Source organism: Bacillus sp. LR_5, assembly GCF_042709275.1.
Genome location: NZ_JAVAXX010000178.1, coordinates 1 through 13,698 on the forward strand (window position 1 = coordinate 1; position 13,698 = coordinate 13,698).

Genomic DNA, 13,698 nt, shown 5'->3' on the forward strand with positions numbered 1-13,698 from the left:
CTATGGAAAGGAATGCATATTGAATGGAGCTTCGCCATCTTCAATACTTTATCGCAGTAGCCGAAGAGCTTCATTTCGGAAAGGCTGCCCGGCGGCTGAACATGACGCAGCCTCCTCTCAGCCAGCAGATCAAACAGCTGGAGGAAGAAGTCGGAGTTACGCTTCTGAAAAGGACAAAACGATTTGTCGAGCTTACCGCAGCAGGAGAAATCTTTTTAAATCATTGCCGCATGGCATTGATGCAAATCGGACAAGGAATTGAACTGGCACAGCGGACGGCCCGCGGCGAGCAAGGCCTTCTCGTAATCGGTTTTGTCGGATCAGCTACATATGAATTTCTGCCGCCGATTGTCCGGGAATATCGTAAAAAATTCCCATCTGTGAAAATAGAACTGCGTGAAATATCCTCGTCTAGGCAGCAGGAGGAGCTACTAAAGGGCAACATTGATATTGGTATACTTCATCCTCCCTTACAGCATACAGCTTTACATATCGAAACCGCCCAAAGCAGCCCTTGTGTTTTAGCTTTGCCTAAGCAACACCCATTGACTTCTAAGGAATCAATTACGATTGAGGATTTAAGAGATGAACCAATTATTACTGTTGCTAAAGAAGCATGGCCTACTCTATACATGGATTTTATTCAGTTCTGTGAACAAGCGGGCTTCAGACCCAACATTGTCCAGGAAGCCACAGAATATCAAATGGTGATTGGTTTAGTCAGTGCCGGAATTGGTATGACATTTGTTCCTTCCTCAGCCAAAAAATTATTTAATTTGGATGTTACTTATCGAAAAATGGACCAAATACAGCTTAATGCAGAATGGGTTATCGCTTACCGCAAAGACAATCATAATCCGCTTATAAAGCATTTTATTCATATTTCAAATTGTCAGCAGACAAGAACTAAAGAGAGTGATGCAGGTACATGAACAATACTTGCAATCTCTTTTTTCTTTTGGGATTCTTATGGAATTTTTATTAATTTAATATAATCGCTTAGTACAACTTTATATCAGTATACGTATACATACAGTACAAATAGTTGGCAAGGACATCAGTAAGCGCAGGACATTAGTTTGATTTTAAAAATGAAAGATAGAGAGGTGAAGTAAATTATTGAGTTCACCGGCATATTCACATTGCTCGCTTTTTTCGTAACAATGATTTTTATTTTCTGGAGACCAAAAGGACTAAATGAAGCTATCCCCGCCACATTTGGCGCTTTAATGGTTTTATTGTGCGGAAGTGTGTCATTGGCAGACTTAGGGGAAATCGGAACAAAAGTCACGGGTGCATCGGTTACAATCCTTGCCACTATGATTATGGCCATTGCACTAGAAAGCTTTGGTTTCTTTTATTGGGTGGCTGCAAAACTGCTCCAACAATCCAAGGGTTCAGGCATCAAGCTTTTTTGGCTAACCAATTTGCTCTGCTTTCTCATGACCATTTTCCTGAATAATGATGGGAGCATTTTGATCACAACTCCAATCCTTTTGCTTGTACTAAAATATTTAGGTTTAAAAAAACATCAAAAAGCCCCATATTTATTAAGCGGTGTTTTAATAGCCACAGCCTCTAGCGCACCGATTGGCGTAAGTAATATTGTTAATTTAATTTCTCTCAAAATCATTGGAATGGATCTATATCTTCACACCGCCATGATGTTTGTCCCTAGTATGATGGGACTCATTTTTATGACTTGTCTACTGTTTATGTTCTTTTATAAACGTCTTCCCAAGAACCTGCCAGATATACCGGGCCATTTTCAGTCTCTGCGGCATAGAAGGTACCATCCTCTTCATTCGCCATCAGCTCCTTTACCAGAACGAAATCAAACAAAAATCATGTTGTTTGTGCTTGCATTTGTTTTTCTCGTCAGAATGAGTCTATTTGCAGCATCATATACCGGTATTTCTGTTCCTCTAGTCGCTGTCATCGGATCTTTTATCCTGTTGAGCTGGAGATGGATTTATTTCAAAACCTCCCCAAGAGACTTGTTATATAAATCGCCTTGGCACATTTTTATATTCGCTTTTACTATGTATGTCTTAATTTATGGTCTGCATAATATTGGATTCACAGAGTTACTTGTGAATTATTTTGAACCTGTGGTTTCTGGAAGCCTCGCCCATGCAACTTTCGCATCAGGTATCTCTACTTCAGTTTTTTCTAATCTCTTTAACAACCATCCAGCGTTAATGATCAGTACTTTTACCTTAACTGAAATGACCCTGAATCCTTCAGCAACAAAAATCATCTACTTGGCCAATATTATCGGCAGTGATATCGGTTCATTATTATTACCTATAGGAACCTTAGCAACGCTTATTTGGATGCATATATTAAAACAGCATGATGAAAGTATTTCATGGGGCGAATATATAAAAACGACCATTATCATCATTCCGCTGACTGTTCTTTTTACGTTAACATGTTTATATTTTTGGATCAGTTGGTTATTTCTTTAGCACAGTATGAAACGAAAAACTGCCTTCTGCTTTTCAAGAGGGCAGTTTTGTATACACTAGGGAAGATGCATTGTCTTTAGATGATTTAACTTCCAAATGACTGGCTCTCCACTTGCGTTAATAAGCTCAATTATATTATTAGAGACATCCTTTAATAGACCAACTTTTTCTGGCACCTCTCCCATATCAAATATGACCAATTCACCAATATTTTTTTTGATCTGCTCCTCAAAATTACGCACAAGAGGAACTTTGGAAGGCACGACCGGCAATTGTGAGTTGTCAAGAGTATACGGTGTTTGTTCAGTTGAATAAGGGGTAAACCATTTTAAATGATGCATAGATATAAAAAGTATTTTAAATACGGGTGAGAAAAATACAATATAATCGTTTAAAACATTCGTAACATACCCATGGATCGATCGACCCCCAGTTACATAAACTTCAATAAACTGGCCTTTGACCTTGTTTAATGTATTTCTATATGAAAAAGCTTGAGTTTCTGCCTCTATCATTGCATCTTCCGGATTGATCAAAAATGGCTTCTCAGTACTGGTCATTATTTTCGCCTTGTTCATTTGATGAAGATGCAACAAGGGAATATAAAGATAATTGCAGCCATCAAAAATAACAAAAATATCCTGTCCGATATCTATGAGGGTGCCGACAAACCTTGTATCTCCTGAAATGACAACCTCAACATCTGTGTTAAGGAATTGATTCAAACCTTTCACGATTCTCCTCCTTTAACTGAAAAAGGGCATCACTTAATCTGATGCTCCTCCATTATCTATTAAAATTTACGTTTCCAGTGATAGTCTATCGTTCTGACAATCGTTTCATAGCTATAATCATCCTTTTGTTTTTCTGAACTTTTGAAGGAACTTGAATAACCTGGTGATCTTGATGATTGATAATCTGATGATCTTGGTGATCGTTTAGATGATTTTGATGATTGATAATCTGAAGATTTTAATGATCGTTTAGATGATTTTGAAGAACTTTTTGAACGTGACGAACGGCCAGATTTGGATGATTGATAATCCGAAGATTTTAGTGATCGTTTAGATGATTTTGAAGAACTTTTTGAACGTGACGAACGACCAGATTTGGATGATTGATAATCTGAAGATTTTAGTGATCGTTTAGATGATTTTGATGAGCTATATGATTTTGAAGAAATGAACGAATTGCTGTCCTTATCATTATTGTCTTCCTGACTTTGTTCATTTTTTTGATCCTCTTTTTTGTACGACCCTTTTGGACCTAAGCTAATGCTTTTTATGTGAAAAGGATAGATGCGAAGCACCTCTTGATTTTTCACTATAGTATAATGGCCGTCGGCATTATCTACAAGGATACCCTCAATGGCTTCCGGACCTCCACGATTAATTGAAACCCATTTATGAGTCAGACTCTTAAAAACCTCGCTTAAATCATCAGCTTCCAAAACTCCAACTGGCGTCTGCTCTTCTATTTTCAAATCAGGCTCGTGTTTACTTATACTTTTGATGTGATGGATATTAAAATACACTACCCCATCCTCATTAGTGTTTAACGCAGCGTAATCATCTCCCAGCCAGACCAATCTTCCTTTTTTAGATTCCGGACCCCCTTGGTTAAATTGAACTGATTGGTTTATTAAATGCCCGATTAAGCTATGAAAATCATCAGCATCGAGCATTTCCTCAGTCTCAATTGTTGTGGTGCTATTATTGGTATCCTCAGTAATACTTTTCACATGCTCCAACTGATAATAAATTATTTTTTTTTCAGCTTGTAAAGCTATATAATCTGATTTTACAGCTGTTAATTTTCCTTTTTTAGATTCCGGACCTCCACGATATACAGTAACAATTTTATCTTTCATTGAGTGCAAAAAATTATAATACGATATTTCATTATTTGAATGATATTTCATTCTCCTCTTGCTCATTCAAATTCCTCCTAGTCACTTATACATAGATGATAAACATACTGCATATATACGTGTCACATTTATTTGTTGAACTAATTCAATAGCCTAATTGTCGCTTTTTCCGCGAATACCCATTTTCACGCATTCATAAAATACTTAAATGATCTTTGAGGTATTGTGAACGGTTTTTAATATACTCGCAGATCACATCCGGCTCACGGTCAAAACGCTCAACATCATTCTTTTTATATGGGTCCATCAAGATAAAAGGCCTAATCCGCTCATACATCGCCATGATTTTCGGTTCCATATATTCTATTGTAAAAAGAGATTGGAGCGTTTTTTCTAACAGGCGCTTGTAGGACTTGCGAAACTCGGATTCATCCAATATCCGGGCGGTTAGTGTATTAAATCCTTGAATTCTTACATAATCGGCAGCCATCCGCTCTCCATGGATATCCCTGCCCCAAGTCGCATCATAATCCCAAGGAATCACCTCAAATAATCCGGTTTCCCCGCTTCTGTATAATGCGTAGTTGTGGACAAACCCGTCATAGTTTGAGGTGAATACAATACCGGCAAGCCAGCGCAAATACTTGTCGACATCCACATGCTTTGTCACTTCTGACTTAAACTGAGCTTTAGGGACCGTATTAATTTTAAAAATCATATCCTGTAAATAAAAATCATCCTCCTCAGTCCCTGTTTTCTTTTCATATCCAAGCTCCAGCGATGTTTTCGTTTCCCTTTCTAAATCGCTCATCAGAGAAAAGTTGGCATCATCATCCACCGCATAAAAAATCGCGCCATCAGCCAGCTTCCTTTTCGCCAAATAATATTCATCTACGGATTCAAGTTCAAGATAAACCCCTTCATTCTTCCCATTCATCTTTACAAACACAAACTCTGCCTTTGGAGACAGTGTCCCTAGCTCCGAGAAAAAATCCAGAGACAATTTGTTTCTCATCAAGGAAGGATCTTTATACTCCGCATTTAAGTGAATCTCTCGCGCGCCGCGGAATGTTTTCGGCTGATAAAAGGAAATATGGTATGACTTCTTTTTGAAGTCTCTGATATGTGATCCCCGATAAGCAATATCAATATCCAGCCTTTTTTGATTTACCTTCATCACAGCTGGCACCGGATCATCGTCCCATATATCCTTTTTTAATTCACGCAAGTCTTTTGGATGAACAAACAGCTGATAAAGCGGTAAATTGGATTGATTCTTCATCCATAATCCTCCTTACAAATTTTAGGCTTTTATTTTTATAAGATCTCAGCGGAACACTTATACACTTTTTAAAACCGCGCGTACTATGAGGGTAGTAAGGATCTTCATCCTTAACATATTTTTAAAAGGAGGATTTCAAATTGGGCCACTATTCCCATTCTGACATCGAAGAAGCGGTGAAATCCGCAAAAAAAGAAGGTTTAAAGGATTATTTATACCAAGAGCCTCATGGAAAAAAACGCAGTCATAAAAAGTCGCACCGCACTCACAAAAAATCTCGCAGCCATAAAAAATCATACTGCTCTCACAAAAAATCTCGCAGTCACAAAAAATCATTCTGTTCTCACAAAAAATCTCGCAGCCACAAAAAATCATACTGCTCTCACAAGAAATCACGCAGCCACAAAAAATCGTACCGTTCTCACAAAAAATCTCGCAGCTATAAAAAATCTTACCGTTCTTACAAAAAATCTCGCAGCTATAAAAAATCTTGCCGTTCTTACAAAAAATCGCGCAGCTACAAAAAGTCATACTGTTCTCACAAGAAAAAATCTCGCAGCTATAAAAAGTCATGCCGCACACACAAAAAATCTTATCGTTCCCATAAGAAATACTACAAAAAACCGCACCACCACTGCGACGACTACAAAAGACACGATGATTATGACAGCAAAAAAGAATACTGGAAAGACGGCAATTGCTGGGTAGTCAAAAAGAAATACAAATAATCTAAGTTTTCATTGTTTCAATAGGCTGCCGGCGGAGGTACGGAAGCCTATTTTTTTATTTGCCCTGTATTAGATATATGTCATGACATAACATATGCAACCCGCATCATTTGGTTTCCTTTAAACCATTTCGTTATAATCAAGGTATCCTAACGATAAAGGCGGTTGTTGCTATGTACATATTTCAAGCTGATCAGCTTAGTGCCAAAGACACATACAAGCTATTGTCAAGTACCGTTATTCCCCGCCCCATTGCATTTGTGACAACACTTTCTTCAGGAGGAGCGGTCAATGCCGCGCCTTTCAGTTTTTATAACGTCGTCAGCTCAGATCCTCCGCTTCTCAGTATTTCTGTTAACAGGACGGAAGGACGCCAAAAAGATACAGCGCGAAACGCAGTGGAGAACGGAGAATTTGTCGTTCATGTCAGTGATGAAGCCATCATTGAAGATATCAATGAAACAGCTGCAAGCTTAAGGCCGGATGAAAGCGAGCTTACACGCACCTCGCTTCATCCTGTTGAAAGCAAAGCTGTTTCAGTTCCCGGCATTAAGGAAGCCCGCGTTCGCTTTGAGTGCAAATTAGAGCGGCATATTACCTTTGACAATGATCAAGGCATCACTACAGCAGATCTGCTCATCGGAAGAGTTGTCTGCTTCCACCTAGATGAAAAGGTGTATGATGCAGAAAAGGGATATATTTTAACGGATGAATTAAAGCCTGCCTCACGATTGGCGGGAAATCACTATGCCAAGCTGGGGGAAGAATTCACACTGATTCGTCCCAGCTGAAGAGAAGGACTATTTAAATAGAAGAAACTAGTCAAAAAGACCTTATGATTACAAAATATCGCCTGTAAATAACTAAAAAAATATCAAAAAAAAGAACACCCAGAGTAAGCTCGGGGTGTTCTTTTATGAAACGTTTTTCCTTTTTCTTCGTATCAAGGTAGATTAGGAGGAATTGGAATGACAAACTTTTGGATTTTAATGCTGATCGCTATTACCATCAGTCTCGCCTCTCAATTTTTTATAAAGAAAAAATACGGTATTGATAAATCCGGCTGGCGATATAAGCATGTCAGCAATACACACAAATGGATCGAAATCACTTTACTTATTTTGTTTGTGTTTTCACTCTCCTTTTTTCCAGTTGAATATTTGCTTCTTTTATTTTTTATTGTGATTGACTCAATACGAATTTTTATGGAGTGGCATTATAGACCTGAAGATAAACAGTATATGTACCACATTGTAGAGGTCTCCCTTATGTTTATGCTTTTGATTTATATTTGTACCCTATAGTTATTTAAATCCCCACAGCCGCTCCGTCTCCCCGAGGATCGGCTCCGCCTTGGAGAAAGCCTTCTTCATCAACTTTGATTGCAGCCGCTTGTCCCATCAGCGGATCATAGTCACCGACAACCTCCACGAGATGCCCGCTGTCTTTCAGTTTTTGGATTGTTTTGTCTGTGAATCTGCCCTCGACTCTGAGACCTTCGTATTCCTCTCCCCACGTTCTGCCCCATACCCAGCGCGGTTCGCTGATTGCCTGCTGTGGATGCATTCCGTAGTCCAGCATTCGGGTAATGATGGCCGTCTGGGTCTGCGGCTGGCCTTCGCCGCCTTGTGTGCCGTACAGAATTTTTGGCTTTCCGCCTTTACAGACCATAGCCGGCATCAACGTATGGAAGGTGCGCTTTCTCGGTTCAAGCGTGTTGACATGATTTTCATCCAGTGAGAAAAACGATCCGCGGTTTTGCAGTAATATGCCTGTATCACCGGCAGTGACTGCCGAGCCAAATTCAAAGTACAGGCTTTGAATGAATGACACTGCGTTGCCATCCGCATCGATTACGGCCGCATATGCCGTATCACTTCCCACCGGCCTGCTTTCTGCCGGTATTGCGAGATAGCCGATTTCTTCTGCCAATTGTTTTGCATAACGTTTGTCCAAAAGCCTTTCAAGCGGAATGTCTGCAAACGCCGGATCAGTCAGGACGGCATCCCGATCTAGAAAACTCTTTTTCAATGCCTCCACAAGCACGTGATAATACTCAAATGAACCGTGTTCGATTTGGGTGAAATCATAGTTTTCCAAAATGTTCAGTGTTAATAAACCGGTAAATCCCTGAGAATTCGGCGGCGCCTGATACACACTGTACCCTCGATAATCACTTGATACAGGCACTGCCCACTCACCCCGATGCGCTTTAAAATCATCGATTGTCATGTAACTGCCGTTATTCTGTAAATGTGAGACAATCCGCTGAGCGAGATCTCCTTCATAAAATGCGCTTCTTCCTTTTTCAGCAATCAAGTTCAGACTGTCAGCAAGCTCTTTTTGCACAAACCGCTCTCCCGGGACAGGTGCTTTGCCCCTTCTTGTGAAGATGTCAGCCGTGTAAGGCGTGGAAGCCAGCAATTCAATATTCTTTTCTGTGTGACGACACTGATCAGCTGATACAGGAAACCCATTTTGGGCATAATCGCGTGCGGGCTCCAATACATCTGCAAGAGACAGACGCCCGTACTCCTTCAGGACCGCATCCCAGCTATCAACCATTCCCGGCACGGTAATGGCACTGTCAATTCCCCGCAGCGGAATCGCGCTTTTTCCCTTATATACATCTCTCGTTACGTTTTTTCCTGAACGGCCGCTGCCATTGTAGACTTTTACTGCCTTTGTTTCCTGGTGAAAGGTTAGCCAAAAGGAATCCCCGCCAAGTCCGGTCATATGCGGGTACACAACCGCAAGACAAGCACTCACCGCAACAGCGGCGTCAAACGCGTTGCCTCCCTTATCCAGTATGCGGTTTCCGGCTTGAGAAGCGAGGTAATGCGGACTGACGACCATTTGCTTTGTACCGATGACAGATTTGTTCATCACAAGTCCCCTTTTTTAAGAAATTTTCTTCAGTATAGGGAGCCTGATTTTTCACATCTACTGATCCGGCAGAAAAACTGACGAACTTTCTACTTTTCGCAAATAACAAGATATTTTTGCATTCATTTCGAAAACAAATAAAAAATTATTATTTCGATACGTAACTTTTATGATAAAATGATTGCTAAAAGGCTACGAAAGCAGGTGGAGCAATTGAGTCATGAATATCAAATCCCCAACCTTGTACTTGATGAGACTGATAAACAAATTCTCACGATTTTGCATGAAGAAGGCAGAATTTCTTATACGGATCTTGGCAAAAGAGTCGATTTGTCACGGGTCGCCGTCCAGGCCCGTATCAACCAATTAATTGAAGCCGGTGTTATTGAAAAATTCACCGCTGTCATCAATCCCGCTAAAATCGGCATTCATGTTTCCGTGTTTTTCAATGTCGAGGTAGAACCGCAATTTTTAGAAGAGGTCGCTCTTAAGCTTGAGGAAGAGCCTGCGGTCACCAGCCTTTATCACATGACAGGCCCGAGCAAGCTGCATATGCATGGGATCTTTGCCAACGATCAAGAAATGGAAGAATTCTTAACAAAACGGCTGTATCCATTGCGAGGCGTCGTCAGTGTTGATTGCCAGATGCTGATCAAACGATACAAAAGCCGTATGGGAATGAAGCTGTAAAGGAGAGAAACGAATGAAAAACCATCCTTATCGGGATATGACGGCCGCAATGGTTCGCACCGGCATATTAGGGTTCGGCGGCGGACCTTCCGTGATTCCGCTGATCCGCCATGAAGCGGTCAATAAATATAAATGGATTGACGATGATGAATTCGGAGAAATATTAGCAATCGCTAATGCGCTTCCCGGACCAATTGCCACCAAAATGGCTGCTTATCTGGGCTTTAAGCTAAAAGGCACATTAGGTGCAGTTGTGGCGACCCTCGCCCACATTCTGCCTACATGTCTTGCGATGGTGGGCTTGTTTGCGGCTGTAAATGTGTTAAGCCATTCAGCAATTGTTACAGGTATGATCGGTGCCGTCACGCCGGTAATTGCGGTAATGCTCGGAATCATGGCGTACGAGTTTGGCCAAAAAGCGCTTAAAGGTTTCGGCTGGGTTACCGGCATCCTGTTTTTTATCATCGCTTTTATCGGCCTGCAAACTTTACAGATTAATCCCGGCCTGGTCATTATCATTTTCTTAGCGTACGGGGCGTTTCATTTTAAACTGAAAGACAAAATCACAAATAAACATTCAAAAGATAAAGGAATGTCAGCCTCATGATATCGATCTATTTATTTATGGCGTTTTTTATCGCAAACCTACTGGGATATGGCGGCGGACCTGCGTCTATCCCGCTAATGTTTGAAGAAGTCGTAAACAGATACAGCTGGCTCTCAAACGATCAATTCTCAAATATGCTCGCACTTGCGAACGCTTTGCCGGGCCCGATCGCCACGAAAATCGCTGCGTATGTCGGCTACAGCGCAGGCGGGTGGCCCGGCTTCCTAATTGCCCTGATCGCAACCGTCGTACCGTCGGCGCTCGCATTGATCGTCCTGCTGCGCATCATCCAGCGCTTCCGCCAATCACCTGTCATCAAAGGCATGACGCTGTCCGTCCAGCCTGTCATCGCGGTCATGATGCTCATTCTTACCTGGCAAATCAGCGCAGACGGCATCAAAGCGATCGGCTGGATCCAATCGATCGTGATTGCGGGAATTTCGCTCCTTGCCATGACAAAATTCAAAATGCATCCGGCATTTTTGATTATTGCGGCGTTTTTATATGGGGGCCTTGTGATCCCTCATTTATAGAAAAAAGCACCTTGACAGGTGCTTTATTTATTTTGGCCCAGAAATGCCGTTTGATATGACAGCTGTTTCTTCTCCTGCGTCACTCTTGATGATGTGCTTGACTTGCAGCGTGGTTCCTGCCATTCTCACATATTGCTTCAACTGGGACGAATTGGTTTCAACTTGTATCCAAACAGGAGGCTGGACCTTCCAAAATAAAAAGAATGCAAGAATCAGCATGCCAGCAACGACCGACAGCAAAAACTTCATATCGCATCGCTTCTTTTCAGTAAGCGGCTCGCAGCGGATAGCGCCTGATGATCACGAAGAATATCGCCTGGACGATTGCCTTCTCCCAGCACATAGCCTTTAAAGGACATTCCCATAAAATGAAAAATATGTTCGAATTGCTGAATCAGCGGCAGCCCTTTTATTTTTGGATTGTCTCCGCCCACTGCTATTACATATGCCTGTTTCACTGACATTTGCTGTTTAAAATCAGGAAATCTCGGATCTCTCAACGTCTGTGACCAGCGATCAATAAACAGCTTTAATGTCCCTGACATGCCAAACCAATAAATTGGGGTGGCGAATACAAGAATATGGCACTGCAATATCCGTTCAATGATAGAATCGTAGTCATCTTGAACAGGACGAAAGCCGCCTTGGGCGTGACGCAGATCTTCAATTGGCTGAATTCGATATTTCTGCAAATAAATGTGCTCCGTATCGAATCCTTGAACAGCCTTCTCCGCAAGAACATCCGTATTTCCGCCAGACCGAGTTCCGCCGTTAATAACCGCAATTTTCATGATGCATCTGCTCCTTTGTTTACGAATGATTTTCTTCATCTTATAATGGATTCATCAATCAATACAGATGATTATTTCGATTAATCCAATCGCTAAAACCGATTTAGAAAGGAAGAGAACAAGTGGAATTGAAGCAGCTGATCACCTTTATTACGGCGGCAGAACATGTAAACTTCACCCTAACCGCCAAAATGCTTAATTATGCACAATCAAGCGTTACCTCTCAGATCAAATCACTTGAAGAAGAAATTGGGACGCCTTTATTTGAACGGCTCGGCAAGCGGCTTATCTTGACAGAAGCAGGAATAACGTTCAAATCTTATGCACAGAAGATCATTGCGTTAACAGAAGAAGCGAAAATGGCCGCAAATCAAGTAAGAGAAACAACCGGAACCTTAAAAATCGGGGCGACAGAAAGCCAGTGCACATACCGCCTGCCCCCTATCATAAAAGAATTTAAACAGGTTTTTCCCCAAGTAAAGCTCATATTCAAACCATATATCTCCAATGAACAAGCGAAAGAACAGCTCTTACAGGGCCAGCTTGATATCACCTTCATCTTGGATGTAAACCGGATGGAAGACGCACTGCACGTTGAATCTTTGATTCAGGATGAGATCAAAATGGTGGCTGCTAATGACCATCCTTTTCCTGCGGATTTACCAGTAACATTGAAGGATCTTCAAAACGAAACTCTTCTGCTGACAGAGGACGGCTGCTCGTACCGCACGCTCTTTGAGAACAATTTGCATGACTCTGGTGTCTATCCTAACAAATTGGAATTCGTCAGCATAGAAGCCATCAAACAATGCGTGATGGCCGGACTTGGGATTGGAATCTTGCCTGAAATGACAGTAAAAGATGATATTGCAGCAGGCCGGATGAAAGAACTCAATTGGCAGAGCGATTGCCCCGTTTTCACTCAATTAGCATGGCATAAGGACAAATGGATGTCTGCGCCATTAAAGGCTTTTATCGATTTGACACGGAAAACATTCAAATAAAACCTCTCCACAAGGACGACAAGGTTTTTGAGACCAGGAAAGCACACACATACAAAAAAACACTTGATGACTTAGAGCCCCAAGTGTTACATGTGATTTTTCTGATAAAACGTTCGCAAAACATGCGTTTCAAGGTCAGCCAGGCGGACAGGGATTGGCAATCTGCTTTCTTGATTGATCAAGCTCATCGTGATCTGATAGCTGCTGTCTAAATCAATATAATTACCGCAAGACAAGAAAATAGGCTTCACGTCCCCCCGCGTTCGCAGCGCCCGGCCATATACCTCGCCGTCAATGAGAATATCGGTGTATGCACCGACTTCATTTTCAGGCATCACGAAATCATAGCCTTTGATTTTGAGATAGGTTTTCGCAATCCCAATCGTCGGCTTGCCCAGAAAAAAAGCCGCATGGGTGGCAACGCCCATATGATTGTAATGCAGATATCCGTTGCCATCAAACAAGAAGACATCCGGCTCCGTCTCCAGCTTTTTCGCCGCCTCGATGATCAAAGGCAGCTCACGAAACGCAAGAAAACCGGAAACATACGGTACGCTGATTTTGCCCATGCTATGCACTTTTTCAATGACTTCTTTTGTATCAGCGTCAATCACGATAATACTGCACACCCCATACGGTTCTCCATCCTGCTCCCAATAGGCCAGGTCGACGCCAGCGCAGGTGTTGATGGAGTTGGGATGGATCGTGTGGGATAGGTTGATACGATTTCTAAGGGATTGTTGTGTTTGAACAAAATCCGATTCATCTTTTAGATGAAAATCGTGTATTTGATGTATTTCCATTTTACTTGTTTCCCTCTCTTCGCGCTCAATTGT

The 13,698-nt window shown here is 41.6% G+C and carries 16 protein-coding genes; 9 read left to right on the forward strand and 7 right to left on the reverse strand.

The annotated features are described in order from the left end of the window. The first annotated feature begins 23 nt into the window (after window positions 1-23). Complete coding sequence (alsR, locus tag RAC86_RS25850; RefSeq protein WP_003227859.1) at window positions 24-932, forward strand: acetoin biosynthesis transcriptional regulator AlsR; 909 nt, start codon at window positions 24-26, stop codon at window positions 930-932. 210 nt (window positions 933-1,142) lie between these two features. Then, on the forward strand, window positions 1,143-2,471 hold the full coding sequence (locus RAC86_RS25855; protein ID WP_377886165.1) for an arsenic transporter: 1,329 nt from the start codon (window positions 1,143-1,145) through the stop codon (window positions 2,469-2,471). A gap of 56 nt (window positions 2,472-2,527) precedes the next feature. Here RAC86_RS25855 and RAC86_RS25860 read toward each other — a convergent pair whose 3' ends face one another. The 3 genes from RAC86_RS25860 to cotH all read right to left on the reverse strand — a co-directional run bounded on the left by RAC86_RS25860 (window position 2,528) and on the right by cotH (window position 5,623). Further along, on the reverse strand, window positions 2,528-3,205 hold the full coding sequence (locus tag RAC86_RS25860; RefSeq protein WP_038429749.1) for a DUF2642 domain-containing protein: 678 nt from the start codon (window positions 3,203-3,205) through the stop codon (window positions 2,528-2,530). Between the two features lie 59 nt (window positions 3,206-3,264). Continuing rightward, complete coding sequence (gene cotB, locus RAC86_RS25865) at window positions 3,265-4,407, reverse strand: spore coat protein CotB (protein WP_076457497.1); 1,143 nt, start codon at window positions 4,405-4,407, stop codon at window positions 3,265-3,267. 127 nt (window positions 4,408-4,534) lie between these two features. Next, complete coding sequence (gene cotH, locus RAC86_RS25870) at window positions 4,535-5,623, reverse strand: spore coat protein CotH (protein WP_088327121.1); 1,089 nt, start codon at window positions 5,621-5,623, stop codon at window positions 4,535-4,537. A 140-nt stretch (window positions 5,624-5,763) separates the two neighbouring features. Here cotH and RAC86_RS25875 point away from each other — a divergent pair, with 140 nt between their 5' ends. From RAC86_RS25875 to RAC86_RS25885, 3 genes are all read left to right on the forward strand, one after another. Then, window positions 5,764-6,351 carry a CotG/ExsB N-terminal domain-containing protein gene (locus RAC86_RS25875; protein ID WP_010886627.1) on the forward strand — a complete coding sequence of 196 codons (588 nt, stop codon included), beginning with the start codon at window positions 5,764-5,766 and terminating at the stop codon, window positions 6,349-6,351. Window positions 6,352-6,524: 173 nt separating this feature from the next. Continuing rightward, window positions 6,525-7,142, forward strand: coding sequence for a flavin reductase family protein (locus tag RAC86_RS25880; protein ID WP_377886166.1), 618 nt, complete (start codon window positions 6,525-6,527; stop codon window positions 7,140-7,142). A gap of 177 nt (window positions 7,143-7,319) precedes the next feature. Continuing rightward, entirely contained in the window at window positions 7,320-7,655 is a 336-nt protein-coding gene (locus RAC86_RS25885) for a DUF4181 domain-containing protein (protein ID WP_014481121.1), read from the forward strand. A gap of 4 nt (window positions 7,656-7,659) precedes the next feature. On the opposite strand, the gene ggt is transcribed toward RAC86_RS25885, so the two are convergent. After that, a complete protein-coding gene (gene ggt, locus RAC86_RS25890) occupies window positions 7,660-9,237 on the reverse strand; it encodes a gamma-glutamyltransferase (protein WP_024572832.1) in 1,578 nt (525 codons plus the stop codon). A gap of 213 nt (window positions 9,238-9,450) precedes the next feature. On the opposite strand from ggt, the gene chrS reads away from it, so the two are divergent. The 3 genes from chrS to chrA are packed head-to-tail and all read left to right on the forward strand — an operon-like array spanning window position 9,451 to window position 11,067. Next, complete coding sequence (gene chrS, locus RAC86_RS25895) at window positions 9,451-9,927, forward strand: chromate efflux transcriptional regulator ChrS (RefSeq protein WP_014478181.1); 477 nt, start codon at window positions 9,451-9,453, stop codon at window positions 9,925-9,927. Window positions 9,928-9,940: 13 nt separating this feature from the next. Beyond that, window positions 9,941-10,534: a chromate efflux transporter subunit ChrB gene (gene chrB / locus RAC86_RS25900; protein ID WP_377886167.1), complete on the forward strand. Its 594-nt coding sequence runs from the start codon at window positions 9,941-9,943 to the stop codon at window positions 10,532-10,534. Then, window positions 10,531-11,067: a chromate resistance efflux protein ChrA gene (chrA, locus tag RAC86_RS25905; RefSeq protein WP_029726023.1), complete on the forward strand. Its 537-nt coding sequence runs from the start codon at window positions 10,531-10,533 to the stop codon at window positions 11,065-11,067. Before chrB ends, chrA begins: the two co-directional genes overlap by 4 nt. Before the next feature lie 27 nt (window positions 11,068-11,094). On the opposite strand, the gene RAC86_RS25910 is transcribed toward chrA, so the two are convergent. After that, complete coding sequence (locus RAC86_RS25910) at window positions 11,095-11,316, reverse strand: hypothetical protein (protein WP_024572835.1); 222 nt, start codon at window positions 11,314-11,316, stop codon at window positions 11,095-11,097. Then, a complete protein-coding gene (locus RAC86_RS25915) occupies window positions 11,313-11,858 on the reverse strand; it encodes a flavodoxin family protein (RefSeq protein ID WP_369877596.1) in 546 nt (181 codons plus the stop codon). The genes RAC86_RS25910 and RAC86_RS25915 overlap by 4 nt, the downstream gene beginning before the upstream one ends. A 122-nt stretch (window positions 11,859-11,980) precedes the next feature. Here RAC86_RS25915 and RAC86_RS25920 point away from each other — a divergent pair, with 122 nt between their 5' ends. Next, window positions 11,981-12,862 (forward strand): LysR family transcriptional regulator, encoded by an 882-nt coding sequence (locus tag RAC86_RS25920; protein ID WP_377886169.1) that lies wholly within the window; start codon window positions 11,981-11,983, stop codon window positions 12,860-12,862. Window positions 12,863-12,948: 86 nt separating this feature from the next. Here the strand turns inward: RAC86_RS25920 and RAC86_RS25925 are convergent, their stop codons facing one another. Next, a complete protein-coding gene (locus tag RAC86_RS25925; protein ID WP_377886170.1) occupies window positions 12,949-13,665 on the reverse strand; it encodes an endonuclease V in 717 nt (238 codons plus the stop codon). Window positions 13,666-13,698 lie beyond the last annotated feature (33 nt).

Excerpts from the sequence above, each read along its gene's own strand:
- alsR (WP_003227859.1), top strand. The coding sequence starts at position 24 with ATGGAGCTTCGCCATCTTCAATACTTTATCGCAGTAGCCGAAGAGCTT.
- cotB (WP_076457497.1), bottom strand. The coding sequence starts at position 4,407 with ATGAGCAAGAGGAGAATGAAATATCATTCAAATAATGAAATATCGTAT.
- cotH (WP_088327121.1), bottom strand. The coding sequence starts at position 5,623 with ATGAAGAATCAATCCAATTTACCGCTTTATCAGCTGTTTGTTCATCCA.
- RAC86_RS25880 (WP_377886166.1), top strand. The coding sequence starts at position 6,525 with ATGTACATATTTCAAGCTGATCAGCTTAGTGCCAAAGACACATACAAG.
- RAC86_RS25885 (WP_014481121.1), top strand. The coding sequence starts at position 7,320 with ATGACAAACTTTTGGATTTTAATGCTGATCGCTATTACCATCAGTCTC.
- ggt (WP_024572832.1), bottom strand. The coding sequence starts at position 9,237 with ATGAACAAATCTGTCATCGGTACAAAGCAAATGGTCGTCAGTCCGCAT.
- chrB (WP_377886167.1), top strand. The coding sequence starts at position 9,941 with ATGAAAAACCATCCTTATCGGGATATGACGGCCGCAATGGTTCGCACC.
- chrA (WP_029726023.1), top strand. The coding sequence starts at position 10,531 with ATGATATCGATCTATTTATTTATGGCGTTTTTTATCGCAAACCTACTG.
- RAC86_RS25910 (WP_024572835.1), bottom strand. The coding sequence starts at position 11,316 with ATGAAGTTTTTGCTGTCGGTCGTTGCTGGCATGCTGATTCTTGCATTC.
- RAC86_RS25915 (WP_369877596.1), bottom strand. The coding sequence starts at position 11,858 with ATGAAAATTGCGGTTATTAACGGCGGAACTCGGTCTGGCGGAAATACG.
- RAC86_RS25925 (WP_377886170.1), bottom strand. The coding sequence starts at position 13,665 with ATGGAAATACATCAAATACACGATTTTCATCTAAAAGATGAATCGGAT.